Annotated in this window: 21 protein-coding genes; 11 read left to right on the top strand and 10 right to left on the bottom strand. The window is 65.6% G+C overall.

All coding sequences use genetic code 11. From position 1 onward, the window contains the following. Positions 1-95: 95 nt before the first annotated feature. Positions 96-653, bottom strand: a complete 558-nt coding sequence (locus J2Y63_RS05725; protein WP_256118979.1) for a response regulator transcription factor — start codon at positions 651-653, stop codon at positions 96-98. A 536-nt stretch (positions 654-1189) separates the two neighbouring features. On the opposite strand from J2Y63_RS05725, the gene J2Y63_RS05720 reads away from it, so the two are divergent. Beyond that, positions 1190-5476, top strand: coding sequence for a chemotaxis protein CheB (locus tag J2Y63_RS05720; protein ID WP_435265301.1), 4287 nt, complete (start codon positions 1190-1192; stop codon positions 5474-5476). 3 nt (positions 5477-5479) lie between these two features. On the opposite strand, the gene J2Y63_RS05715 is transcribed toward J2Y63_RS05720, so the two are convergent. Next, positions 5480-6469 (bottom strand): GDP-L-fucose synthase family protein, encoded by a 990-nt coding sequence (locus J2Y63_RS05715; protein ID WP_305112021.1) that lies wholly within the window; start codon positions 6467-6469, stop codon positions 5480-5482. Then, complete coding sequence (gene gmd / locus J2Y63_RS05710) at positions 6453-7523, bottom strand: GDP-mannose 4,6-dehydratase (RefSeq protein ID WP_256118977.1); 1071 nt, start codon at positions 7521-7523, stop codon at positions 6453-6455. The genes J2Y63_RS05715 and gmd overlap by 17 nt, the downstream gene beginning before the upstream one ends. Before the next feature lie 292 nt (positions 7524-7815). Here gmd and J2Y63_RS05705 point away from each other — a divergent pair, with 292 nt between their 5' ends. Genes J2Y63_RS05705 through J2Y63_RS05695 form a run of 3 tightly spaced genes read left to right on the top strand, consistent with a single transcriptional unit; the run spans position 7816 to position 11500 of the window. After that, a complete protein-coding gene (locus J2Y63_RS05705) occupies positions 7816-9078 on the top strand; it encodes a glycosyltransferase family 4 protein (RefSeq protein WP_435265300.1) in 1263 nt (420 codons plus the stop codon). Continuing rightward, positions 9075-10316 carry a glycosyltransferase family 4 protein gene (locus J2Y63_RS05700; protein ID WP_435265299.1) on the top strand — a complete coding sequence of 414 codons (1242 nt, stop codon included), beginning with the start codon at positions 9075-9077 and terminating at the stop codon, positions 10314-10316. The genes J2Y63_RS05705 and J2Y63_RS05700 overlap by 4 nt, the downstream gene beginning before the upstream one ends. Beyond that, a complete protein-coding gene (locus tag J2Y63_RS05695; RefSeq protein WP_435265298.1) occupies positions 10313-11500 on the top strand; it encodes a glycosyltransferase in 1188 nt (395 codons plus the stop codon). Before J2Y63_RS05700 ends, J2Y63_RS05695 begins: the two co-directional genes overlap by 4 nt. Positions 11501-11503: 3 nt before the next feature. Here the strand turns inward: J2Y63_RS05695 and J2Y63_RS05690 are convergent, their stop codons facing one another. The 3 genes from J2Y63_RS05690 to J2Y63_RS05680 form a co-directional block, all read right to left on the bottom strand. Continuing rightward, the gene (locus tag J2Y63_RS05690; protein WP_435265297.1) at positions 11504-12088 is read right to left on the bottom strand and encodes a putative colanic acid biosynthesis acetyltransferase; all 585 of its coding nucleotides are present in this window, start codon (positions 12086-12088) and stop codon (positions 11504-11506) included. Between the two features lie 181 nt (positions 12089-12269). Then, on the bottom strand, positions 12270-13103 hold the full coding sequence (locus J2Y63_RS05685) for a glycosyltransferase family 2 protein (protein ID WP_435265296.1): 834 nt from the start codon (positions 13101-13103) through the stop codon (positions 12270-12272). A gap of 16 nt (positions 13104-13119) precedes the next feature. After that, the gene (locus tag J2Y63_RS05680) at positions 13120-14196 is read right to left on the bottom strand and encodes an MraY family glycosyltransferase (protein WP_435265295.1); all 1077 of its coding nucleotides are present in this window, start codon (positions 14194-14196) and stop codon (positions 13120-13122) included. 291 nt (positions 14197-14487) lie between these two features. On the opposite strand from J2Y63_RS05680, the gene J2Y63_RS05675 reads away from it, so the two are divergent. After that, positions 14488-14655, top strand: a complete 168-nt coding sequence (locus tag J2Y63_RS05675; RefSeq protein ID WP_256118970.1) for a hypothetical protein — start codon at positions 14488-14490, stop codon at positions 14653-14655. Continuing rightward, on the top strand, positions 14652-14843 hold the full coding sequence (locus J2Y63_RS05670; protein ID WP_435265294.1) for a hypothetical protein: 192 nt from the start codon (positions 14652-14654) through the stop codon (positions 14841-14843). The genes J2Y63_RS05675 and J2Y63_RS05670 overlap by 4 nt, the downstream gene beginning before the upstream one ends. Positions 14844-14861: 18 nt before the next feature. On the opposite strand, the gene J2Y63_RS05665 is transcribed toward J2Y63_RS05670, so the two are convergent. Further along, positions 14862-15836 (bottom strand): CatB-related O-acetyltransferase, encoded by a 975-nt coding sequence (locus J2Y63_RS05665; protein WP_435265293.1) that lies wholly within the window; start codon positions 15834-15836, stop codon positions 14862-14864. Positions 15837-15932: 96 nt separating this feature from the next. Continuing rightward, positions 15933-16472, bottom strand: coding sequence for a Pycsar system effector family protein (locus tag J2Y63_RS05660; RefSeq protein ID WP_435265292.1), 540 nt, complete (start codon positions 16470-16472; stop codon positions 15933-15935). Between the two features lie 170 nt (positions 16473-16642). Between J2Y63_RS05660 and J2Y63_RS05655 the strand changes: the two genes are divergently transcribed. Continuing rightward, positions 16643-18601 (top strand): CHASE2 domain-containing protein, encoded by a 1959-nt coding sequence (locus J2Y63_RS05655; RefSeq protein ID WP_435265291.1) that lies wholly within the window; start codon positions 16643-16645, stop codon positions 18599-18601. 149 nt (positions 18602-18750) lie between these two features. On the opposite strand, the gene hutC is transcribed toward J2Y63_RS05655, so the two are convergent. Next, on the bottom strand, positions 18751-19557 hold the full coding sequence (gene hutC, locus J2Y63_RS05650; RefSeq protein WP_435265290.1) for a histidine utilization repressor: 807 nt from the start codon (positions 19555-19557) through the stop codon (positions 18751-18753). Between the two features lie 31 nt (positions 19558-19588). Beyond that, positions 19589-20932: a formimidoylglutamate deiminase gene (locus J2Y63_RS05645; RefSeq protein WP_435265289.1), complete on the bottom strand. Its 1344-nt coding sequence runs from the start codon at positions 20930-20932 to the stop codon at positions 19589-19591. Between the two features lie 109 nt (positions 20933-21041). Between J2Y63_RS05645 and hutI the strand changes: the two genes are divergently transcribed. From hutI to hutU, 4 genes are read left to right on the top strand one after another with little or no spacing between them, the layout of a single operon-like run. After that, positions 21042-22268, top strand: coding sequence for an imidazolonepropionase (hutI, locus tag J2Y63_RS05640; protein WP_435265288.1), 1227 nt, complete (start codon positions 21042-21044; stop codon positions 22266-22268). A 52-nt stretch (positions 22269-22320) separates the two neighbouring features. Continuing rightward, complete coding sequence (gene hutH, locus J2Y63_RS05635) at positions 22321-23856, top strand: histidine ammonia-lyase (RefSeq protein WP_435265287.1); 1536 nt, start codon at positions 22321-22323, stop codon at positions 23854-23856. Between the two features lies 1 nt (position 23857). Then, the gene (gene hutG, locus J2Y63_RS05630; protein WP_435265286.1) at positions 23858-24658 is read left to right on the top strand and encodes an N-formylglutamate deformylase; all 801 of its coding nucleotides are present in this window, start codon (positions 23858-23860) and stop codon (positions 24656-24658) included. An 18-nt stretch (positions 24659-24676) separates the two neighbouring features. Next, on the top strand, positions 24677-26353 hold the full coding sequence (gene hutU, locus J2Y63_RS05625; RefSeq protein WP_435265285.1) for a urocanate hydratase: 1677 nt from the start codon (positions 24677-24679) through the stop codon (positions 26351-26353). The last annotated feature ends 1 nt before the right edge of the window (position 26354 follow it).

The following is a 26354-nucleotide window of genomic DNA, read 5'->3' as shown; positions in this document are numbered from 1 at the left end:
CTCTCCCGTTCGGTCCTTCAATGCACTATCGGCGCTTCAGCGCCGGGTGCATCCGCACTCTTGGGGGAAAGCGACCTGACCGAAAGGCGTAGGGCTCAGTCGAACAGTTCGTTCAGCTTGAAGATCACTTCCGTTCGGTTGCGCACCTTCAGCTTCTTCATGATGTTGCGGATATGAACCTTGACCGTGCTTTCCTGCAGGTCGAGTTCATAGGCGATGATCTTGTTGGCCTTGCCGAGCTTGAGCATCGCGATGACATCTTCTTCCCGGTAGGTGAAGATCTCGGCGCGCTTGCGCTCCTGCTGGTCGGCGACGGACATCAGCCGGCGCAGTTCCGGCAGGCTTTCCGTGGAGATGAAGATGCCGCCCGAAAGTGCCAGCGAGATCGCCTTCACGCAGACGGCGATGCCGACGGCCGAGGGAATGAAGCCCCTGACGCCGAGTTCGAGCGCGGTCAGCACCTGCCGCAGGTCATGGCTGTCGGAAAGGATGATGACCGGCAGGTCGGGGAAGCGCGTGAGAAGCGTTCGGATCTCCTCCTCGATGCGCGGCTCGGTGACATCGTGGCTGCCGACATTGATCAGCACGCCGCTCGATGCTTCGGCATATTTCGCCATCCAAGTCTCGATGGAGTTGAAAAGCACGATCGTCATATCGAGACCGTGCGATACAAGGCTTTGTGACAGGCATTCCCGGTCAAGGGCGCGCTCATCTATGATATCGAGGACCCGCGTACTTCCGAACGCACTCTTCGCCGCGTTGGCTGACTTGTAAGCTGCCGACCGGACTGCGCCATTCGAAGGCTTCCGGTAGCTCCATCCGTTTATTCCCGCGATTTCGGCCACAGCAAAATTCTCCGGACTCTACAATTTACCTAAAGAGAACTGTCCCCTGCCAGTTAAGCGCCGACCAAGTAAAACAACTTCCAGATGCCGCAACATCCGAAGACGCTACGCAAAACAATATTCATTTTCGGTAGGCGCTGCATTCTGTTAGGTTTAAATTATATCAAAAAAATAGCTGAGAACAGATTCGGAAAATACGTAGAAAAGGGGCTATACAATCGCTTAACGTGCGTATATACTGATCACGGTTCTCTATAGTTGTACCGAACGCTCCCTATGTCTGCAGTGTCCCTGAGATCGCATTCATGAGTTCGAGTCGACCCTCCTCACGCACTCCGTCGGGATTGGATGACGTTGGCGCGAGATCCGTCGCGGGCGTCGTCGCGATCGGCGCATCGGCCGGAGGGCTGGACGCCTGCCGGAGCCTCCTCGACGCCATGCCCTCGGGCGGAGGCAACGCCTACATCCTCGTCCAGCATCTCGACCCGGCGCGCGAAAGCATGCTGGTGGGCCTGCTCTCCGGCCATACCGCGATGACCGTGGTCGAGGCTGCGGACGGCCAGCGGCTGGAGCCGGACCATCTCTTCATCATTCCGCCCGGCCGCTACATCGCCGTCAATGCCGGCACGATTCGGCTGAGCACGCCGTCGGAGCGCAACGGCATGCGCATGCCCTACGATTTCCTGCTGCATTCGCTGGCGACGGAATACGGGCCCCGCGCGACCGCGGTGGTGCTTTCCGGCACTGGGACGGACGGCAGCCTCGGCGTGCGGTTCATCCGCGAGGCGGGCGGCCGGGTCTATGTGCAGGATCCGGACGAGGCGAGCTACGAGGGCATGCCGAACAGCGTGATCGATTCCGGCATGGCCGACCAGGTCATGCCGCTCTCGGCCATCGGCCAGGCCCTGCATGGCGCGCCCTCCCCGGCGATCGCGCAGGACAAGGAACACGTCTCCAAACAGGCGGCCATGGAGGCGATCCTCACCCTCCTGCGCCAGTCGACCGGCAAGGATTTTTCGCTCTACAAGCAGGGCACGCTCTACCGGCGGCTGGAGCGGCGCATGGCCATGGCCGGCCTCCCGTCCTCCGACAGGGCGCGTTATCTCGGCATCCTCGAAGAAAACCCGTTCGAGCTCTCCCAGCTCGCCACCGATATCCTCATCAATGTCACGAGCTTCTTCCGCGATCCCGAGATCTTCGATCGCCTGCGCTCGACCATCGTGCCCCAGCTCATCCGCCATCATCCGCCCGAGCTGACGCTGCGGCTGTGGGTTGCCGGATGCAGCACCGGCGAGGAAGCCTATTCGCTGGCGATGCTCGTGCAGGAATGCATCACGGACGCGAAGTCCGACATCAAGTTGCAGGTTTTCGCATCCGATGCCGACGAGGAGGCGATAGCCTTCGCCCGCGAGGGCAACTATCCGAAGATGATCGAGGCCGACGTCTCGCAGGAACGCCTGGAGCGTTTCTTCATCGCGGAGGAATATGGCTACCGCGTGGGTCCGGAGTTGCGCGCCTCGGTGATCTTCGCGGTGCAGAACATCCTGACCGACCCGCCCTTCTCCAACATCGACCTCATCTCCTGCCGCAATCTTCTCATCTATCTCGGGCCGGAAGCGCAGGCCAAGGTCATCGCGCTCTGCCATTTCGCGCTCAACGAAAACGGTATCCTGCTGCTCGGCAGCACCGAGACGGTCGGCAGCGGGGCGAGCCGCTTCGACATCGTCGACAAGGCCGCGAAGATCTTCCGGCGCCAGGGACAACGCGGCCGCTACGGCTTCGCCATCAACGCCTTCGACACGGTGCGGGCACGCGCGCAGCAGGGACAGGCGCAGTTCCCGAACCGCCAGGCCGCACTTGCCGACCTCAGCCGTCGCACGATCCTCGACGCCTACGCGCCCGCCACGGTCCTGATCAACCGGAAATACGAATATCTCTATTCGCTCGGCCCCGTGCAGCGCTACCTGCGCATCGCGCCCGGCTATCCGACCCAGGATCTCTTCACGATCACCCCGCGCAGCATTCACACGAAACTGCGCTCGGCGCTGCACCGTGCCTTGCAGGAAAAGGTGCGCACCGTCGCCGCCGGCCTCTACCACGATGCCGACGACACCCTGTCGCGCTACGACATCGTCGTGCAGCCCGTCACCAGCGACGGCGAGGACCTGTTTCTCGTCAGCTTCTTCGACGTGGCGCGGGAAGCGCCGGCCACCGACACCACGGACCTGCCGGACGATCCCCGCTCGCGCGCGCTGGAGCGCGAACTGGCCGCCACCCGGACGGAACTCCAGGCGGCGATCCGCGACCTGGAAAACGCGGCGGAGGAGCAGAAGGCGATCAATGCGGAAACGCTTTCGCTCAACGAAGAATACCAGTCCGCAAACGAGGAGCTTCTCACCTCGAAGGAGGAACTACAGTCGCTGAACGAGGAGCTCACCGCGCTCAACATCCAGCTTCAGGAAGCGCTGGAGCGGCAGCGCGCCACGGCAAACGACCTGGAAAACGTGCTCTACAGCACCGACGTCGCGACGATCTTCCTCGATCTGGAATTGCGCATCCGCTACTTCACGCCGGCGACCCGCGCGATCTTCAACGTGCTGGTCGGTGATATCGGCCGGCCGCTCGGCGACCTCAATTCCCGCGTGCCGGATTCGACGCTGCTCAGCGACGCTGCCGCCGTGCTGAAGGGCAGCACCGGCAAGGAGCGCGAGGTGAGAACCACCAGCGGCACCTGGTATCTGCGCCGCATCATGCCCTACCGGACCCAGGAGGGAGACACGGAAGGCGTGGTCATCACCTTCGCCGACATTACCACCCAGCACCACACCACCGATGCGCTCGACCGGGCGAAACACACGGCAGAGCGGGCCAATGCGGCAAAATCCCGCTTCCTCGCCACGGCAAGCCACGACCTGCGCCAGCCCCTTCAATCGCTGGTGCTGCTCCAGGGCCTGCTGGAAAAATCGGTCGAGGGCGAAAAGGCGCAGCGGCTGGTACGGAGTTTTCGCGATACGCTCGGCTCGATGTCGGCCATGCTCAATGCCCTGCTCGACATCAACCAGATCGAGGCGGGCACCGTCTATCCGCGGATCGTGACATGCAGCGTCAACGACGTGCTTGAACGGCTGCACGAGGAATTCAGCTACAGCGCGATCGAGAAGGACCTGTCGCTCCACTTCGTTCCCTGCACGCTCCCGATCCGGACCGATCCGCGCCTGCTGGAACAGATCGTCCGCAACCTTCTGGCCAATGCCGTCAAATACACCAAGAAGGGCAGGATCCTGCTCGGATGCCGGCGCCATGGCGATGCGCTGGCCATCGAGGTCTGGGATAGCGGCGTCGGCATTCCCTCCCATGAGCTCCAGTCGATTTTCGACGAGTACCACCAGGCCTATAACGAAACGACCGAGGACGAACTCGGCCTCGGGCTCGGCCTCTCGATCGTGCGGCGCCTCAGCCTGCTGCTCGGCCACAAGGTCCAGGTCCGCTCGGTGCCCGGCAAGGGCTCGGTCTTCTCGATCCATGTGGCGCTCGGCCGCGAAGACCCGCACAGGGACAAGCCCGCCTTCATCAGCGAAAGCCCGCCGCCGCCCCCGGTGCGCGGCACCGTGCTTGTCGTGGAGGACGACCCGAAGGTTCGCAGCCTCATCGAGATCGCGCTGCGCGACGAACAGCACCTCGTCCATGTGGCGGAGAGCGGCGAGACCGCGATCGAGCTTGTGGCGAGCGGTGCGGTGGTGCCGACTCTCATCCTGGCCGACAACAACCTGCCGCACGACAAGAACGGTATCGAGGTGACAAAACACCTTCGCTCCATCCTCGGCGACGATGTTCCCGCGATCGTGCTGACCGGCGACATTTCGGCGGAGACATTGCGCCTTCTCTCGGCCGAAGACTGCCTGCATATGCCGAAGCCGGTGAGCCTTGACGACCTCCTGAAGGCGATCCAGCTGTTGCTGCGCTCGAATGCGGGGCTCGACGACGACCGGCCCGACGCGCCGCCGCCGTCCCTGTCCGACGGACCGGAGATCTTCATCGTCGACGACGACCGCATGATGCGCGAGGTGCTGCGCGAGACGTTCGAAGCCCATCAACGGCCCGTGCGGACCTTTGCGAGCGGCGAAGCCTTTCTCACCGCCTTCGACGACAAGGAACCCGGCTGCGTGCTGATGGACGTCAACCTGCCGGGCATGAGCGGCCTCAAGGTGCTGGAGACCCTGCGCGGCAAGGGGATCACATTGCCGATCATCATGATCACCGGCGCCGGCGACGTCGCCACCGCCGTGCAAGCCATGAAAGCCGGCGCCTCCGATTTCATCGAGAAGCCCATCGGCCCGTCCGACCTGCTGGCCTCCGTGGCCGCGGCGCTGGAGCGCAATCGCGACGTCGGCAAGCGCGGCGTGTGGCAGCGGCTGGCGAAGGACCGCCTGGCGGCGCTGACCGGCCGCCAGCGGGAAATTCTCGAGCGGGTGCTGGCCGGTCAGTCCAGCAAGGTGATCGCCCAGGATCTGGACCTCAGCCAGCGCACCGTCGAGGCGCACCGCGCCGCGATCATGAAGCGCATGGGCGCCGGCTCGCTGCCAGCGCTCGCCCGCCTGATGGCCGCAGCGGAAGGCGGCGGCGCAGGCTGAGCCTTACGGATGATGCTGCTTGACCAGGCTGTTGCGGCCCGATGTCCGCCAGCGATGGTAGAGTTCCTCGATGCCGGCCCGAAGCGCGATCTTGTGCGACCAGCCGAGCCGGTGAAGGCGGGAACTGTCCAGGAGCTTGCGGGGGGCGCCATCCGGCTTGAAGGCATCGAAGACGATGCGGCCGCGAAAATCGATGACATCGGCGATCAGGAAGGCGAGTTCGCCGATGCTGATCTCCTCGCCCGAGCCGATATTGATCAGCTTGGGACTTTCATATCCCTTCATCAGGAAGACGCAGGCGTCGGCGAGGTCGTCGACATGCAGGAATTCCCGCTTCGGCGTGCCCGTGCCCCAGACGACGACGCTGTCGCGATGGCTGACCCGCGCGTCGTGCATCTTGCGGATCAGCGCCGGGATGACATGCGAATGGTCGAGGTCGAAATTGTCGTTCTGGCCGTAGAGGTTCGTCGGCATCACCGAAATGAAGCGACAGCCATGCTGCTCGGCATAGGCGCTGGCAAGCTTTATGCCGGCGATCTTGGCGATGGCATAGGCCTCGTTGGTCGGCTCCAGGCTGCCCGTCAGCAAGGCGTCCTCGGTGATGGGCTGCTCGGCATGCTTGGGGTAGATGCAGCTCGATCCGAGGCAGAGCAGCTTTTCGACGCCGAGTTCGGAGGCCGTCTTGATGATGTTGAGGAGGATGAGGGCGTTTTCGGCGAGGAACTCCGCCGGGTAGCGCGCATTCGCGCCGATGCCGCCGACCCGGGCAGCGGCGATGAAGATCGCCTCCGGCCGCGCCTTGCGCATCCAGGCTTCCGTGTCGGACTGGCGCGTCAGGTCGAGGTCCTCGCGCGTCACCGTCTGGATGTCGCAGCGCTCCCGTTTCAGCCGGCGCATGAGCGCCGAGCCGACCATTCCGGAATGCCCGGCCACCCAGACCCGCTTGCCACGCAGGTCGTAGGATACCGTGTCGTCTTCAGCCGTGGAGATCATTTCGCCCCTCCTCCTTGGTGATCACCCGCAGGTCCGATTCGACCATCTCCGAGACGAGCTCGCCGAAGGTCACCGTCTGGCGCCAGCCGAGCCGCTCGCGCGCCTTGCTCGCATCGCCAAGCAGGATATCGACCTCCGCGGGGCGGAAATAACGGGGGTCGATCTGTATGAGCGGCTTGCCGCTCTTGCGCTCGTAGCCGACCTCGTCGACGCCCACGCCGTCCCATTCGATGGATTTTCCCACCACATCGAAGGCGCACTCGACGAATTCCCGCACCGTATGGGCCTCTCCCGTGGCCAGCACATAGTCATCCGGTACGTCCTGCTGCACGATCCGCCACATGCCCTCCACATAGTCGCGTGCATGCCCCCAGTCGCGCTTCGCATCGAGATTGCCGAGATACAGCTTGTCCTGCAGCCCCCATTCGATCGCAGCGACCGCCCGCGTGATCTTGCGCGTGACGAAGGTTTCGCCCCTGCGCGGGCTTTCATGGTTGAAGAGGATGCCGTTCGAGGCGTGGAAGCCGTAGGCCTCGCGATAGTTGACCGTCATCCAGTAGGCGTAGAGTTTCGCGGCGGCATAGGGGCTGCGCGGATGGAACGGCGTTCCCTCCCGTTGCGGCGTTTCCTTGATGCCGCCGAAGAGTTCCGAGGTCGATGCCTGGTAGAAGCGGCATTGTTCGCCGACCTTCAAAAGCCGCATGGCCTCCAGAAGCCGCAGCGTGCCGAGCGCGTCGGTATTCGCGGTATATTCCGGCGTCTCGAAACTCACCTGCACATGGCTCTGGGCGCCGAGATTGTAGATCTCGTCCGGCTGGACCTCCTGGATCACCCGGCAGAGGTTCGTCGCATCGGTCAGGTCGCCGAAATGCAGGTGGAAGCGCACCCCCGGCGATCGCGGATCGACATAAAGGTGATCGATGCGGGCCGTATTGAAGGAGGACGAGCGGCGCTTGAGGCCGTGCACCCGATATCCCTTGGAAAGCAGAAGCTCGGTCAGGTAGGAGCCGTCCTGGCCCGTCACGCCGATGATCAAGGCTGTTTTTTCAGGCATTGTCGCTCTCGCAGGAGGGGCATGCGGGCACAATTCTTCTCTGCCCGTCGTCTCGTGAGTTAGCGATGACGCGGTCCGCGCGGCAAGGTGGCCGTTCGGGGGACGGGGATCGTCCCGCTTTCTCCGGATCGGACGAGGCCGCACCTCCGCCCGACGAAGGTCTAGCTACCCTCGTCGGAAGGCGTAGGCCGGGTGCGGGGGCAAAATACCCCCTAGCGCCTTTGGAGAACTTGCCGCCCGTCCGCGTATTGGCAGGATCGTAACCCGCAGGAATTGTGATCCCGGGGGGCTCATGCGGACGATCTTCGTCAATCGATATTTCCATCCCGACCAGTCGGCGACGAGCCGCATGGTATCGGCGCTCGCTTTCGGCCTGGCGCGGCAGGGCGGCAAGGTCGCGGTCGTCGCGAGCCGCACCCGGCATGACCAGGCCGACGTTCCCCTCGCCGGGCGGGAAACCTGCTCCGGCGTGGATGTCGTCAGGCTTTCCACCTCGCGCTTCGGCCGCGGCACCCTGCCCGGCCGCGCCATCGACTACCTCTCCTTCCACCTCGCGGCCTTCGGCTGGCTCATCCGCAATGTCCGGCGCGGCGACGTGGTGGTGGTCTGCACCGATCCGCCGCTGATCTCGCTCGGCTGCGCGCTGCCCATCCGGCTGCGCGGGGGCGAGATGGTCAACTGGGTCATGGACCTCTTTCCCGAAACCGCCATCGAGCTCGGCCTTTTCAGCAGGGCGCCCGTGCTCGGACGGCTTGCCGCCTGGCTGCGCGACCGGTCGGTCGCCCGCGCGCGCCTCACGATCTGCCCAACGGAGCGGATGGCGGATTACCTGCTCACGCGCGGCGCACCGGCTGATCGCATGCGCGTGTTGCACCATTGGTCCGATGCCGCCGAGATCCGCCCCGTGCCGCGCGACGAAAATCCCCTTCGCACCGCCTGGGACTACACCCATAAATTCGTCGTTGGTTATTCCGGCAACTTTGGCCGCGCCCATGAATTCGCCACGCTGATCGAAGCGGCGACCCTTTTGCAGGACCGGCAGGACATCCGCTTCCTGATGGTCGGCGGGGGCCACAAGCTCGCCTCCGTGCAAGGCGCCGTGCGCGAACGCGGCCTCGCCAATGTCACCTTCAAGCCGCTTCAACCAGCCGAACAGCTTGCCGAAAGCCTCGGCGTGCCGGATCTGCACGTCGTCTCCCTGCTGCCGCGCCTCGAACATTGCATCATCCCGAGCAAGTTCTACGGCATCCTCGCCGCCGGCAGGCCGACGCTCTTCATCGGCGATCCGAAAGGCAGCGTCGCGGCCGTCATCGATGCCGAGGGCTGCGGGGTGAACATCGCGATCGGCGAGGCCGAAAGGCTAGCCCGCACGATCGCCGAGCTGGCGGCATCGCCGGAAAGGGTCGTCGCTATGGGCGAGACCGCGAGGGCCGTGCTCGAAGCCGATTACGCCTATGACCGCGCGCTCGCAACCTGGCGCGTGCTACTGAGGGATTTGGCCGAAGCCGCGCCCGCGCCTGCCCGCGCCGTCCTGCTGGAGCAGGAGACGTCATGACCGACACCGTCGTCGTCAGCCAGCTCGGCGCCCGCATGCACTATGCCGTCGCCCGCATCCTGGCGAAGGAAGGCCGGCTCGGCCATTTCTTCACCGATATCTGCGGCACAAAAAGTTGGCCCTCGCTCCTCCACAGGCTGCCCCAGTCGATGCTGCCGCGGCCGGTGCGGCGGCTGGTCGGGCGGGTGCCGAATGGCGTTCCGCCGGAACTGATCACGGATTTTCCGCTTTTCGGCGTGCGCTCCGCCATCCGGCGCCTGCGCATGGAGGACCAGGCCGGAGAAATGTCCCATGCCGTCTGGGCCGGCAGCCGCTTTTCGACGCTCGTCGCGGCCCGGGGTTTTCACAACGCCGCCGGCCTCTATGCCTATAGCGGCGATGCGCTGGAACAGATGCGCGCCGCCAAGAAGCAGGGCCTCTGGGTCGCCGTCGAGCAGATGGTCGCGCCCCGCGCCGTGCTGGAAGCCATCCTCGCCGAAGAGATGGGGCGTTTTCCCGACTGGGCCGGCCCGCCGGCGAACAACCCCCATGCCGAAACCTTCGCGGCCCGCGAACGCGCCGAATGGGCGCTGGCGGACTGCATCGTCTGCCCGTCCGATTTCGTGCGCGACCATGTCATTGCCGAGGGCGGGCCGGCGGACCGCTGCGTCGTCGTGCCCTACGGCGTCGACGCGAAGGACCGCTCCGATCCGACGCCCCGCGCGCCCGGCCCGCTGCATGTCCTGACGATCGGCGAGGTCGGCCTGCGCAAGGGCTCGCCCTATGTGCTGCAGGCCGCCGAGCGCCTCGGCACCGCCGTGCGCATGCGCATGGCCGGCCCCCACCGGCTGCCCGAGCCGGTCCGCCGCCGGCTGAGCCGGTCGATCGAGCTCAGGGGCATCGTGCCGCGCGCCGAGGTCGCCGGGGAGTATCGCTGGGCGGATGTCTTCCTGCTGCCCTCGCTTTGCGAGGGGTCGGCCACCGTCATCTACGAGGCGCTGGCCTCCGGCCTTCCGGTCATCACCACCTACAGCACGGGCAGCGTCGTGCGGCATGGCGTCGAGGGCCTGATCGTGCCGGAGCGCGACCCGCAGGCGATCGTCGATGCCGTGCGCTACCTCGCCGACAACGAGGACATCCGCGCAACCATGTCGGCCAATGCGCGCCGCACGGCGGCTAGCCACACCGTCGACAAATATGGCGCGCGCCTTCTCGACGTGCTGTCCCGGCTGCACGGCCCCCATGGCGACGAGCCATGAAAATCGTCCATGTCATCACCACCATGGACCCGGACAAGGGCGGCCCGCAGGCGGTCGTGATGCGGCTTGCGGCGGCCCAGGCCAACCTCGGCCATGCGGTGCATGTGGTGAGCCAGGCGGATACGCAAACGCTCGGCCATGTCGCGCGGCTCGGCGAGGCCATTCCCGGCTTCCAGCACATCGTCTGGCACGCCGTGCCGCCGGGGAGGCTGGAAGAGGTGCTCTGCCGCAAGGCGCGGCCGCTTCTGGCGCGCATCCTCACCGATGCCCACCAGGTCCACCTGCACGGCGTCTGGGAGCCGATTCTCGTCTTCGCCGCCGCCATCGCCGCCCGCAACGGCGTGCCCTATTGCGTGTGCCCGGCCGGCATGCTCGACACCTGGAGCCTTGCGCAAAAACCTTGGAAGAAGCGCCTGGCGCTGGCGCTCGGCTGCCGCCGGATGCTCGACCACGCGGCCTTCATCCACGCCCTCAACCGCGACGAGGCGGAGCTAATGCGACCGCTCGGCCTGAAGGCGCCGGCCGAGATCATTCCGAACGGCGTCTTCATCGAAGAATTCGAACACCTCCCCTCCGCAAAGACCTTTCCCACGCTGATCGGCCTGCCGGCAGAGCGGCGCTTCGTACTGTTCCTCTCTCGCCTGCACTACAAGAAGGGCCTCGACCTTTTGGCCGATGCCTTCCAGCGGGTCGCGCAGGAATGCCCGGATGTCGATCTCGTCGTGGCGGGCCCGGATGGCGGCGCGGAGGACGATTTCCGCGATCTCGTGCGCCGCTTCGGGCTCGAAAGGCGCGTCTTCATGGTCGGCCCGCTCTATGGCGAGACGAAGCTGCAGGCCTTCGTTTCCGCCGCCTGCTTCTGCCTGCCCAGCCGGCAGGAGGGGTTCAGCGTGGCGATCACCGAGGCGCTCGCCTGCGGCACGCCGGTCGTCATCACCCGTGCCTGCCATTTTCCGGAAGTGGCCGTTGCCGGCGCCGGCGCGGTCGTGGCGCTCGATGCGAACGATGTCGCGAGCGCCCTGGTCGAAACACTCTCGAATGCGCCCGCAGCCCGCGCCATGGGGCAGAACGGTCGCCGGCTGGTCTTTGAGAACTATACCTGGCCGCGCATCGCTCAACTGACGATCGGCCTCTACGAGGCCTATGCGCCGGCAACCGAGAATGTCGGGCTTCCCACCACCTGATGGCTAACCAACCTGCCGGCGGCTGGCGACGGCACGCGCCGGATTGCCGGCATAGACCGTCCACGGTTCCAGCGCCCGGACCGCGACACCACGCGCACCGAGAACCGCCCCCTCGCCCACCTCCATGCCCGGGCCGACAAAGGCCTCCGCGGCGATCCAGGCGTTGCGGCGCAGCAGGATCGGCCGCGCCACCAGCGGAAAGGTCGGCTGCTGGATATCGTGCGTGCCCGTGCACAGATGCGCGCGCTGCGACACGATCGCCAGCGCCTCCAGCGTCACGGGCGCGACATTGTAGCAGATCACGCCCGGTCCCATCGAGGCATTCGGCCCCATTGTGAGGTTGCCAGGCCACCAGATGACCGTGCTGCCATGCACGATCGCCGTCGGATCGAGCTTGGCGCCGAAGAGGCGCAGCAAAAGATTGCGCCAGGGATGGAAGGGCGACGGCGTCCATGCCGCAAGGCACCGCCAGGCGATGAGCCAGGCAAGCCGCATCAGCCGGAAGCGCAGCGCGAATGTCGGCCCGCCGAGCAGCGGTGCGGCGAGGCCCAGCGTGTCGAAGGCCGGATCGTCATAACGGGATTTCATGGATGGACGAGCCTCCCTGGCATCGGCGGAACGCAATGGGTTTCAACGCCGCGCCCGCTGGCCACGACGGTCGGCATCCCCGGACGAGCAACCGCCAGGAGGCGGGGGCCTCGCATCTCCCGCTCCCGGCGGCGGTCGCAGGCAAGGGGTACTGCCCACAACCCCGTACGGACGAACCTGGTCAAACGGGCAGGCCTTCCTCCCGCCGCCGCAGCTCCTCCGTCTTGATGACGATCATGTATTCGTAGGCGGCGAGCAGCCGGCAGTAATGGTAGCCTTCCCAGCCGTCCCTGAATCCGCCGCGCAGGATATACATGTAGAGGAAACGCGCGGCCGGGCGGAACGGCAGGCGCATCGACAGTTCCTTCATGGCGCGACGGCGCACCTCGGGCACCGCGCTCAGCATGTCGCGCCAGGGCACGCGTTTCTCGCGCAGGCTGATCACCGTCTCTCGCGCCTCGGAGGAGGAATAGCGGTTGTGCTTGTCGTACCAGGCGTTGAGGCCCTTGTTGAAACTGTAGTGGATGAAATGCGCGTTAAGCCGCCCCTCCGGCCCCTCGGGCAGGCAGCGCGAATGGGCGTCGCGCTCGTAGCGCACGCGATCCGGCCGCACGAGGCGGGTGATCCACGTCGGGTAGAGGCTGCTGTGCTTGATCCAGCGTCCCATGAACATGTTCTTGTAGCGGATGCGGAAGGAGCTTTCGGGGCGCACCGGATCGCGGGCGATCGCCAGCATCTCGTCGCGCAGATCCGGCGGCGTCACCTCGTCGGCGTCGGGCGTATAGACCCAGGGATATTTGTAGGTGATCTCCTTCAGCCCGTAGGTGCGCTGGTGCGATTCGGTATCGTGCACCCGCTGGTAGACCCGGGCGCCCGCCGCCTTTGCGATCTCCACCGTCCTGTCGGTGCTGTAGGAATCGAGCACGACGATATCGTCGCACCAGTCCAGCGAGGCCAGGCAGGCGGGGAGATTCCTCTCCTCGTTCAACGTCATGATCAGTACGGAAATCGACATCGGCCGCCCTCCCTCGTTACATCTGCAGCTTAATTGAGGGACGGGCGGCGCGATGGACCCGCCGGCGCGTGGCGGACTCGGCGGCGAGCACGAATGCGGTATGGGCGATCGCGACGAAGACGAGGCCGATCACCATCACAGGCCCCGGAAGATTGAAGACCAGGCCGAGATAGCCGACGCCGCCGCACAGGAACGACACCAGGACGATGACATAGCTGGTGGCCGCGGGCGAAAACCCTGTATCGATCAGCAGGTGATGCAGGTGTCGGCGATCCGCCGACATGGGGCTGCGGTGATCGAGCATGCGGCGCACCATCAGGCTCAGCGTATCGACCACCGGAATGATCACCAGCCAGAGCAGGCTCTGGAAGGCGAGCCCCTCCGCGCCGTTCGACAGGCACAGGATCAGGTAGGCGATGATGCCGCCGAGCGCCGTGCTGCCGGCATCGCCCAGATAGACCGAGGCGCGGGCGCGCCAGGGGCTGCGCAGGTTGAAGATGAGAAAGCCGCCGACCGCCGCAAGCAGGAGGGCGACCGGAACGACGAGCCCCTCGGCGCCCGCGTGCAGCGACAGCAGGAGAATCCACACCAGCGCTGCCACGGCGCTGCCGCCGGCAAGCCCGTCGACGCCGTCCAGCATGTTCCAGGCATTGATCAGCCCGACGATGAAGGCCACGGAGAGCACGAGAAGGCCGATGGGGCCGAAGACGATCCCCAGTTCCGTGAGGTCGCCGAACGACACCTGCCCCAGCCCTTCGGCGGAGATCAGCGTGATCGCGATCAGCACCTGCGCCCCGAAACGGAAGCGGGCGGGCAGCGCGAACCGATCGTCCGCGACGCCGAGCCCGACGATCAGCAGCGTCGCCGCCCAGAAGCCCGGCCCGCAAGCCATCGGGCCTGAAGCGAGCAGGCTGATGCCGGCAAACGCCAGGAAGATCGCGATGCCGCCGCACAGCGGGATGGCACCCTCATGGATCTTCCGGTGATCCGGCAGATCCATGAGGTGAAGGGGAACTGACAATGTACGCAACAGGACGACGAAAAAGGCGCTCAACGCAAGAGACGCCGAGCTTTCGAGCAGCAAGAAAATCATATGACGCCCCTGCAATCGCCGCGATGCCCTGACCTGGAGCGATCAGGTTGCATGGACGATGATGCAAGCATAGCGATAGAAATGCGGGGCCGACATTTGAGCAAAAGGTCAAGGGATCCTCGTCGAAGCGCAGGAATCCACCCGCAGGGGTACACACGCCTACTCCCTTTCCGCGCCCTTCTCCTCCCTTTGGACAGGTTTCACACGGCACCGCGTTGTTTTGGCGCGCCGATTCGCGGCTTGACATCCGTCGACGAAAATGGAACATAAAGAGAACAAATGGAGGTGCCGATGCAAACCGATGCCGTCGAACGTGCCCTTGCCGAAGTCGCCGCCTGCCGGGCGCTGCGCGAAAAGCAGCAGGCCCACCGGGCCGAGTTCCAGCGCAAGCTGGAGGCGGTCGCCAAGCCCCTTTATGTGCTGAAGAGCAAGCGCCAGCTGGAGCTCCGGCTTCAATGATGCGCGCGGATCGACGGCAAAAGCAGATATTCTGCGAGGAAGCGCTGGAAATCCTCGCCTTTCACAACGGCAATGCCCTGGAAGCCTTGCGCACGATGATCGCCGAGCGCGACGCCGTCGAGGAACGGCTTGCCATCGTGACATTGATCATGGCGCGCGGAGACGACGAGGCGTGGCGACCTTCGTGACGACAATGTCCGAGGCCGTCAGCCGAATGCGATCTCCCAGGCCGCACTTCCCACGATGCCGGCGATAAACGCCGTAATCCACGGCAGGAACGGCTTGAGCCGGGCAAAGGGAGACACGGCGGCAACCGTTTCCCCTTGCGGCTCTGCATTCGGCGTGACGACGGCAGGCGCCTTGCCTTTGGTGTCGGCGCCGTGGAGACGCTTACGGAACAATTTCAGCGCTTTCGGGTCGTCCAGTTCGGTGATCTCTTTTTTCGCCACCGCGTAGAGTTTCGGCTCGAGTTCACGCAACGCACCAGCCGCCAGCCGCTTTTCCAGCTCGGCGAGCGCCAGCTGGATATCGTTGAACGGGATGTCGAACAGGTCGTCGAGCCGGAATCGCCACCATCGCACGCGCATCAGGCGGGCGACCGTCTCTTCGTCGAAACGGTGTCGGATGATACGCGCGGGGATGCCGCCGACGATCGCATAGGGAGGAACATCGCGCGAGACGACGGAGCCCGCCGCAATGATGGCGCCATCGCCGACGTTCACGCCGGGCAGGATGATCGCGTTGGCCCCGATCCAGACGTCGCTGCCGACGATCGTGCGCTGCGGCACTTGCTTGCGTGGGCTGGTGAACTGCTGCATCGCTTCGGACGGAATCCACTGGCCGTCCCCCCACTGGAAGGAATGCGTCGAGAGCCAGTCGGTCGGGTGGTTGCTGTCGCCGATCACCGTGCCCGGGGCGATCGAACAGTATCGCCCGATATGCGCCGTTTGCCCGGAAATCCGCACGTTATCGCGCAGGAACGTATAGGCGCCGATCATTCCCCGCGAGGAGATATCGCCGGCAAGCCAGACCGGACTTTCAACAAGCAGGTGGCCCTTGTGCCAGATTTTCGCGCGGTGGACATGAATGTTGGCAATGCCGAAGCTTTCGAGCGGACGCCGTCCCTCTCCTGCATTGTCATCGCGATAAGCAGCAGCGTTCAGGCCGTGCATGTCCATCATTCTCGATCCTCGCTGGGACGTGAACCCGCCCCGCACCTTAGAATTCCTGCTGGCAAAGCCAACAGCAAAATGCCGCCCGAACCCCTATCGCCGCCTTCACCGCGTCGCAAGCAGCGCGACATAGGCGATAACCGTCAGCAGCAGGCCGCGGAAGGCGAAGCCGACGAAGCGGTATTTGTCGCTGGCGATCGCGGCGATGGCGTCGGCGTTCTGCATGTATTGCTCGAAGAGATAGTCGATATCGCGGGTCTCGGCGGCCTTGCGGAACCCCTCGCGATGGTGGGGCCAGGCGCCCCAGAAGAGCGATGTCGCGTTGTCGACGCGGCGCGGCAGCACGACGAGGATCGCCGACACCATGGAAAAGACCAGCGCGAAGGCGAGCAGGCCGGAAAAGACGATCGTGGACAGGTCGGCGTCTGCATAACGCGACCAGGTAAACACCGCGCGGCTTTCCGTGGAGGTGACGAGCAGCGCCAGCATGAAGGTGAAGATATAGGCGGCCTTCTGGTCGGAAATCTTCACCTGGTCGTAGAACACGTCGTTGATGCGGCGGATATGGTCAAAATGCTCGACCGCGATGCCCTCGGCGCCGCCCATAGCCCGTTCGAGAATGCTCTGCCGATCTTCCGCCGCCATGTCGCTTTCGTTCCCCGTTTCCCTCGTGATAGCCGAGAGGTTTTGGAAAGCAACGGCATGCGTGCGGCGCCGCTTGACTTTTTTGAGGGGATGTCGAGTGCTGGCACCATGCGAAGCCTCGTCCCGCCATCCCGTCCCACCCTGCCGCGTCCTGCCCGGAGCACCGGCGCATGAAGACGGGACTGCGCTTTCCGCACCGATGGTCGCGCCGCAGCAAGCGCCTCGCGGTGCTCACCTTCGCGGTCATCGTGCTGGTTTCCGCGCTGCCGCAGCTTCCCGGCTGGTCGCTCGCGGACCTGCGCGCCTTCGACTATTTCTCCACCCTCGACGATCCCCGCCCGCCGGCCGCAAGCCCCGTCATCGTGGCGATCGACGAACCGTCGCTGGCCGAGATCAACGCGCAATGGCCCTGGCCGCGCGAACTGCACGCGCGGCTGGTCGAAAGCCTGCGCAAGGCAGGCGCCACGGCAATCGGCCTCGACATCATCTTCGCCGAGCCCTCCAATCCGGCCTCCGATGCGGCGCTCGCCAAGGCGCTCGGGCCGGACGTGGTGCTCGCCGGCGACGAGAGCGTCATCGTCACGCCGCAGGCCGAACAGTTCCTGCGCACCACGCCGCTGCCGGCCTTTTCACAAGCCAGGGCCGTGACCGGCATCGCCTCCATTACGCTTGGCGGCGACGGGGTCTTTCGCGACCTGCCGCGCTACGAGGATGGTTTTGCGCTGGCGCTCGCCCGCATCGCCGGCAAGACGGCGGTCTCGCCCGCGGGCAAACTGCTGCAATCCTTCGGCCCTTCGCGCAGCTATCCGACCGTCTCCTATTACCAGGCGCTCGACCCGGAAAACATGCTGCCGAAGGATATGTTCAAGGGCCGCGTGGTCATCGTCGGCCTCAGCCTGCAGAATGCGCCGGTCATCAATTCCGGCGGCGCCGACGCCTTCGCGACACCCTATACGGTGCATACCGGCCGGCTGGTGGCGGGGGCGGAAATCCAGGCGACGATCTTCGACAACCTCACCACGGGTGCGGCGATCACCCGCGCCGGCACACCGCTCGCCATAACGTCCGTCGCCCTTGCGGCGCTTTTTTCGGCCGCGCTCGTGCGGCGCGCGACGCGCTGGCAGACGGTCGTGCTCAGCCTGTTCGCCACCGCGGTGCTCGGGCTGTTGAGCTTCGCGCTGATCCGCGAGGCGACGCTTTTCGTCTCGCCGATCGGCCCCACCGTCGCGCTGCTGCTGGTCGCGGCCGGCCAGACGGCGCTCGACTATGCGGAGGAGCGGCGGCGGCGGCGCGAGATCGTGCGCGCCTTCTCGCAATATCTCTCGCCCGCCCTCGTCGAGCGCCTCGCCCGCGATCCCTCGCAGCTGAAACTCGGCGGCGAGCGGCGTACGCTCTCCATCCTGTTTTGCGACGTGCGCGGCTTCACCACCATCGCCGAGACGATGAAGGACGACCCGGAACAGTTGACCACGCTGATCAACCGGCTGCTGACGCCGCTGTCCGACATCGTGCTGAAACATGGCGGCACGATCGACAAATATATCGGCGACTGCGTGATGGCCTTCTGGAACGCGCCGCTCGATGACGAGCACCATGCCCGGCACGCGGTCGCCGCCGCGCTCGACATGCTCGACGCGATGGCGACGCTCAATGCGAAGCTGAAGGCGGAAGCGGCGGCGAGCGGCACGCCCTATCACGCATTGCGCATCGGCATCGGCATCAATACCGGCGACTGCGTGGTCGGAAACATGGGCTCCTCGCAGCGCTTCGACTATTCGGTGCTGGGCGACGCGGTAAACCTCGCTTCGCGGCTGGAGGGCGCTTCGAAGGCTTACGGCGTGCCGCTGCTCATCGGCGAGCGCACGGCGACATTGGCGGCGACGGATTTCGCCGTGCTGGAGCTCGACCGCATCACGGTAAAGGGCCGCAGCGGTGCGGCGCCCGTCTTCACCGCCCTGCGCAGCCTGCCGGATGCAGCTATGGCCCAGCATGCCCGCTTCATCGAGGACAAATATGCCGGACGGCTGACGGCCGACGACGCGACCTTCGATGTGCTGAGCGAGGCAAGCCCGTCGCTGGCCCCCTATTACGCCACCATCCGGTCCGAACATTTCGCCGGCGGCGCCTAGGACCAATCGACATTCAGCTCAGGCCGTGGCGAAAATGGTGGTTTTGCGTGACCCGGAGCGCAGCGTACTCAATGTACGTGAGCACCGGAAGCACGCAAAAGCGCCATTTGCAGACCGGCATGGGCTGAATGTCGATTGGTCCTAAGGGTTCAGGCGTTTTGCTTGGGATGCGACGGAGCGAATTCGGCGACGAGCTCGTGTTTTTCGCCCGGATAGGTCAGCCGCACATGGGTGATATAGACGCCGCCGCTCCAGGTGCGCCGCTCGACGACCAGACAGGCGGTGCCCGGGGCGATCGCCAGCAGGTCCGCGGCCCGGGAATCGGCGCCGACGGCACGGATGCGATGTTCGGCGGCACTCCAAGGCACGCGGCTGATCAGCCAGGCGCCGGGCGCGGTATCGTCAAAGGTTTCGGCCGCGGCTTCCGGCACGGCGACGAGGTTGATCAGGCGATCCTCAAGGCAGAACGGCTGCGCGCCGGCGAAATGCAGCGCGGAAATCTCCGTCAGCGGCGCGGGCTCCGGCAGGTCCATCAGGCGGCGATCGGCCGCTTTTGCCGAGCGGTCGAGGCGCGTGCGCTTCTCGTAGCGATAGCGCAGCCCGAGCGATTCGACCTCGAGGCGGATGTCGTGGATCTCCAGCACGGCGGATTGCGCGTGCGGGTGGGTGACATAGCTGCCGGATTTGCGCCGCCGCTCGATGAGGCCGCGCTTGACCAGCTCGGTGATTGCCTTGTTCACCGTCATGCGCGAGCACTGGTACTGCTCGGTCAGCTCGTGCTCGAAGGGAATGCGGTGGCCCGGCGGCCACTCGCCCGAGAGGATCTTGCCTTCCACTTCCTCCAGGATGCGGCGATGCAGCGGCGGCTCCTTGGCCTCGGTCCGTGTCTTTTCCTGGTCGATGGAAATGGTCGCCTCCGCGCTTGCCGGGCGCAATCGCCCGGTGGGACAAGTCATAGGAAAGGCAGGCCCGCCTTACAATACGCCCTCAGGCGTCCGTGAGCGCCCGCATCGTCGCGGTGAAGCGCCGGCCGATTTTTTCGCGCGCCGCGTGGCGGCCGCCCTCGACCTGCTTGTGGCCGTTCACCCAGACGCAATCGACCTCGGCACCATTGGCAAAAATCCAGCCGTCGAGCAGCGCGTCGCCCGCAAGATCGAGGCCATGACGGGCCTTGACGCTGACGAAGTCTGCCGCGTTACCGGCAGCGATGCCCGCTTCGACGCCCAGCGCCGCGGCACCGCCGACCAGCGCACCGTCGAACAGCGCCCGGCCCGTCGAGCCGCCGGGGGCGGCGAGCACGTTGCGGGCGCGGTGGGCGAGACGCTCGGAATATTCCAGCTGGCGCAACTCGTCCGGCAGGCCGATCAGCACGTTCGAATCCGAGCCGACGCCGAATCGGCCGCCGGCGGCGAAGAAGTCGGCCGGGAAGATGCCGTCACCGAGATTGGCTTCAGTGATCGGGCAGAGGCCGGCGATCGCGCCGGCTTTCGCCATGCCGCGCGTCTCGGTGTCGGTCATGTGCGTGGCGTGGATGAAGCACCAGCGGCCGTCGACGGCCTGGTTGTCGAGCAGCCATTCCACCGGGCGGCGGCCGGACCAGGCGATGCTGTCCTCCACTTCCTTCACCTGCTCGGCGATGTGGATGTGGATCGGCTTGTCGCCGGCCATGGCGACGACGGCGGAAAGCTCCTCCGGTGTCACCGCGCGCAGGCTGTGCGGCGCGACGCCTGTGATGCCACCGGGCAACGCATCCGTCAGCGTGCGGCAACGCTCCAGCAGTGCGGCGTAAGAATCTCGGTCGTTGATGAACCGGCGCTGTCCCTCGCCCGGCGCCGTGCCGCCGAAGCCGGCATGGGCATAGAAGACGGGCAGCAACGTCAGTGCGATGCCGGTTTCGGACGCGGCCGCGGCGATGCGAACGGCCATTTCGGCGATGTCGGCATAGTGCCGGCCGTCCTTGTCATGGTGCAGGTAGTGAAACTCGCCGACGCGGGTGAAGCCCGCCTCCAGCATCTCGACATAGAGTTGCGCGGCGACCGCCTCGACATCGTCCGGCGTCATGGACAGCGCGAAACGGTACATGACATTGCGCCAGCTCCAGAAGCTGTCGCTGCCCGGCCCGCGCGTTTCCGCAAGGCCCGCCATGCCGCGCTGGAAGGCGTGGCTGTGCAGGTTCGGCATGCCGGCGACGATGGTGTTGTGGCGTTCGTCACCCGCTGCGGCGGCGGCGTCCGTTTCGAGGCGCGCGATGCGGCCGCCTTCGATATGGAGACGCACGTCCTTCGTCCAACCGCCCGTAAGCAACGCCTGCCTTGCATGAATGACGGCCATGCCGCTTCCTCCCTCTTCCGGTGTATCTTCGACGCCGATCCGCAAATTCGCTCTTGCGTCCTCTGCGATTATGTATATACATTATCTTCATCACAGGGAAGAGGCAATCATGGTATCAGCAGCGGAAAAGGACACGGTGCGCGTCTGGCGCAATGCCCGGCTGGCGACGCTCAACGAGAGCCTGCCCGGCCTCGGCATCGTCGAAGATGGCACTATTGCCGTGTGCGACGGACGCATCGCCTTCGTCGGTCCTGAAGCCGATCTGCCCGCCGAATTCTCCGCTGCGGAAACCATCGATTGCGAAGGCCGCTGGATCACGCCGGGCCTCATCGATTGCCACACCCATCTCGTGCATGCCGGCGACCGCGCCCATGAATTCGAGCTGCGGCTTGCCGGCGCCTCCTACGAGGAGATCGCGCGCGCCGGCGGCGGCATCGTCTCCTCGGTCAAGGCGCTGCGCGCGGCGAGCGAAGACGATCTCGTGCGCCAGACGCTGCCCCGCCTCGACGCGCTGATCGCCGAAGGTGTCACGACCGTCGAGCTGAAATCCGGCTACGGCCTCGATACCGAAAACGAATTGAAATCGCTGCGCGCCGCCCGCCGGGTTGCCGAGCAGCGCGACGTGACCGTCCGCACCACCTTCCTTGGCGCCCACGCGTTGCCGCCGGAAATGAACGGCGACAAGACCGCCTATATCGACAAGGTGGTCAGCGAGATGCTGCCGGCCATCGCGGCGGAGGGCCTTGCCGATGCCGTGGACGGCTTCTGCGAGGGTATCGCTTTCCTGCCGGACGAGATGGCGAAGGTCTTCGACGCGGCGAAGAGCCACGGCCTGCCGGTCAAGCTGCACGCCGACCAGCTTTCGAACCTCAATGGCGCGGCCCTTGCCGCCTCCTACGGCGCGCTTTCGGCCGACCACCTCGAATATACGGACGATGCGGGTGCCGCCGCCATGGCGAAGGCCGGCACGGTCGCCGTCATCCTGCCGGGGGCCTTCTACTTCATCCGCGAGACGAAGAAGCCGCCGGTCGAGCTCTTCCGCAAGCACGGCGTCAAGATGGCCGTCGCGACGGATTCCAACCCCGGCACCTCGCCGCTGACCTCGCTCCTCCTCACCATGAACATGGCCGCCACCCTCTTCGGCATGACCGTCACGGAATGCATTGCCGGCACCACCCGCGAAGCCGCCCGCGCACTGGGCCTGGTCGACGAAGTGGGGACGCTCGAAGCCGGAAAGTGGGCCGATTTCGTCCTCTGGGACATCGGCCGGCCGGCGGAACTGGTCTACCGCATGGGCTTCAATCCCATGTTTGCCCGTATCCGCAGCGGACATTAGGTCAATTCGCAGCAGGTCAATTCGAAGGCCGGGCTGCATCGAGGAATGCAAAATGACGATCACGCTTCATCCGGGCTCCGTGCCCCTCAAAACCCTTGAATCCATCTACTGGACCGGCGTTTCCGCCCGTCTCGAACCGTCCTTCGACGCGGGTATCGAAAAAGCCGCCGCCCGCATCGCGGAAATCGCCGGCGGCCCCGAGCCGGTCTATGGCATCAATACCGGCTTCGGCAAACTCGCCTCCATCAAGATCGCGGCCGCCGATGTCGCCACCCTCCAGCGCAACCTGATCCTGTCGCATTGCTGCGGCGTCGGCAAACCGCTGTCCGAAAACATCGTGCGCCTCATCATGGCGCTGAAGCTGATCTCGCTCGGCCGCGGCGCTTCCGGTGTGCGCCTCGATATCGTCCGCCTGCTGGAAACCATGCAGGAAAAGGGCGTCATTCCGGTCATCCCCGAACAGGGTTCCGTCGGCGCCTCCGGCGACCTTGCTCCGCTCGCCCATATGGCGGCCGTGATGATCGGCGAAGGTGAAGCCATTTATGCCGGCGAACGCCTGCCCGGCGGCGCGGCCCTCGCAAAAGCCGGGCTGAAGCCCGTCGTGCTTGCCGCCAAGGAGGGCCTCGCCCTCATCAACGGCACGCAGGTCTCGACCGCCCTGGCGCTCGCCGGCCTCTTCCGGGCGCATCGCGCCGCGCAGGCTGCGCTCGTCACCGGCGCGCTTTCCACAGATGCCGCCATGGGCTCCTCCGCGCCGTTCCATCCGGATATCCACACGCTGCGCGGCCACAAGGGCCAGATCGACGCCGCCGCGTCGCTGCGTGCGCTGCTGGCCGGTTCCGTCATCCGCGAGAGCCACATCACCGGCGACGAGCGCGTGCAGGACCCCTATTGCATCCGCTGCCAGCCGCAGGTCGACGGCGCCTGCCTCGATGTGCTGCGCTCGGCCGCCCGCACGCTGGAAATCGAAGCCAATGCCGTCACCGACAACCCGCTGGTGCTGTCCGACAACAGCGTCATCTCGGGCGGCAACTTCCACGCCGAACCCGTCGCCTTCGCCGCCGACCAGATCGCGATTGCGGTCTGCGAGATCGGCGCGATTTCACAGCGGCGCATCGCGCTTCTCGTCGACCCGGCGCTGTCCTTCGGCCTGCCGGCCTTCCTCGCCAAGAAGCCGGGGCTCAATTCCGGCCTGATGATCGCGGAAGTGACCTCGGCCGCTCTGATGAGCGAAAACAAGCAGATGGCGCATCCGGCCTCGGTCGATTCGACGCCGACCTCCGCCAACCAGGAAGACCACGTCTCCATGGCCTGCCACGGCGCCCGCCGCCTGCTGCGCATGACGGAAAACCTGTCCGCCATCATCGGCATCGAAGCGCTGACCGCAGCGCAGGGCATCGAGTTCCGCGCGCCGCTCGTCACCAGCCCGGAATTGCAGAAGGTCGTTGCAACGCTGCGCACCGTGGTCGCGACGCTGGAAGAGGACCGCTACATGGCGCCGGATCTCGCCGCCGCCAGCAGCTTCGTCTCGTCGGGCGCGCTCGGCGCCTCCGTTTCCAAGGGCATCCTGCCGGTTCTGGAGGCCTGACATGGCGGTTTTCGAAACCCACCAGGGCACCTCGCCCGTCATCCTCGCCTTCCCGCACACCGGCACGGACGTGCCGGCCGAAATATGGGAACGCCTGAACGACAACGGCCGCATCCTCGCCGATACGGACTGGCATATCGAGCGTCTCTATGACTGCCTGCTGCCGAATGTGACGACCGTGCGCGCCACGTTCCACCGCTACGTCATCGACGCCAACCGCGATCCGGCCGGCGTCAGCCTCTATCCCGGCCAGAACACGACGGGCCTCGTGCCGGAAACGGATTTCGACGGCAAGGCGATCTGGAAGGACGGCGAGGCGCCGACCGAGGCGGACATCGCCTTCCGGCTCGCCAATTTCCACGCGCCCTACCACGCGGCGCTTGCCGCCGAGATCGAGCGCGTCAAGGCGATCCATGGCGTGGCCATCCTCTACGATTGCCACTCGATCCGCTCGCTGATCCCCTTCCTGTTCGAAGGCCGGCTGCCGGATTTCAACGTCGGCACGGATATGGGCCGCACCTGCGACAAGGCCATCGAGACGGCGACGTTCGATGCCTGCGCGAAGGCCGAGGCCTATACCAGCATCCTCAACGGCCGCTTCAAGGGCGGCTGGACGACGCGCCATTATGGCAGGCCGGAAACCGGCGTGCACGCCATCCAGATGGAACTCGCGCAGGTGAGCCATCTCGCCACGGAAGCCCCGCCCTTTGCCCTCGACGAGGAGAAGGCCGCGCGGCTGCGCATTGTTCTGACAGACATCCTGAACCGTCTCGAGGCGCTTGCCTCCACCCTTCCACGCTGATCCCGGGAGAACCAGTTAATGACCACCAATCCCCGCCACAATATCCGCGAAATCCGCGCTGCCCGCGGCACCGAACTCACCGCCAAGAGCTGGATGACGGAAGCGCCGCTGCGCATGCTGATGAACAATCTCGACCCGGACGTCGCGGAAAACCCGCATGAACTGGTCGTCTACGGCGGCATCGGTCGCGCCGCCCGCACCTGGGCCGATTTCGACAAGATCGTCGCCTCGCTGCGCGATCTGGAAGAAAACGAGACGCTGATCGTGCAATCCGGCAAGCCGGTCGGCATTTTCCGCACGCACAAGGATGCGCCGCGCGTGCTGATCGCCAATTCCAACCTCGTGCCGCACTGGGCCAACTGGGACCATTTCAACGAGCTGGATAAGAAGGGCCTTGCCATGTACGGCCAGATGACGGCCGGTTCGTGGATCTATATCGGCAGCCAGGGCATCGTTCAGGGCACCTACGAAACCTTCGTCGAAGCCGGCCGCCAGCACTACAATGGCGACCTCAAGGGCAAGTGGGTGCTGACCGGCGGCCTCGGCGGCATGGGCGGCGCCCAGCCGCTAGCCGCCGTCATGGCCGGCGCCTCGTGCCTTGCCGTCGAGTGCAACCCGGATTCGATCGATTTCCGCCTGCGCACCCGCTACATCGACGAAAAGGCCGACACGCTCGACGAGGCGCTCGCGATGATCGACCGCTGGACGAAGGCCGGCGAAGCCAAGTCCGTGGGCCTGCTCGGCAACGCCGCCGAGATCCTGCCGGAAATGGTCCGCCGCGGCATCCGCCCCGACATGGTCACCGACCAGACCTCGGCGCACGACCCGATCAACGGCTACCTGCCGAAGGGCTGGACGATGGGAGAGTGGAAGGAAAAGCGCGAAAGCGACCCGAAGGCCGTCGAAAAGGCCGCCCGCGCCTCCATGCGCGAGCATGTCGAAGCGATGATCGCCTTCCAGGACATGGGCATCCCGACCTTCGACTACGGCAACAACATCCGCCAGGTCGCCAAGGAAGAGGGCCTCGAAAACGCCTTCGCCTTCCCGGGCTTCGTTCCGGCCTATATCCGCCCGCTGTTCTGCCGCGGCATCGGCCCGTTCCGTTGGGCGGCCCTGTCCGGCGATCCGGAAGATATCCGCAAGACCGACGCCAAGGTCAAGGAACTGCTGCCCCATAACAAGCACCTGCACAACTGGCTCGACATGGCCGCCGAGCGCATCGCCTTCCAGGGCCTGCCGGCGCGCATCTGCTGGGTCGGCCTCGGTGATCGCCACCGCCTCGGCCTCGCCTTCAACGAGATGGTCAAGAACGGCGAACTGAGCGCGCCGATCGTCATCGGCCGGGACCACCTCGATTCGGGCTCCGTCGCCTCGCCGAACCGCGAGACGGAATCGATGAAGGACGGCTCGGACGCCGTGTCCGACTGGCCGCTGCTGAACGCGCTGCTCAACACCGCCTCGGGTGCGACCTGGGTCTCGCTCCACCACGGCGGCGGCGTCGGCATGGGCTTCTCGCAGCATTCGGGCGTCGTCATCTGCGCCGACGGCACGGATGCGGCAGCCGAACGCCTCGGCCGCGTGCTGTGGAACGACCCGGCGACGGGCGTCATGCGCCACGCGGATGCCGGGTACGACATCGCGCTCGATTGCGCGAAGGAAAAGGGCCTGCGCCTGCCCGGCATCCTCGGCAACTGAG

The sequence above is a fragment of the Shinella sp. BE166 genome (genome assembly GCF_051201095.1).
Classification (GTDB): Bacteria; Pseudomonadota; Alphaproteobacteria; order Rhizobiales; family Rhizobiaceae; genus Shinella; species Shinella lacus.
This window is presented reverse-complemented; position numbering and strand designations above follow the sequence as displayed.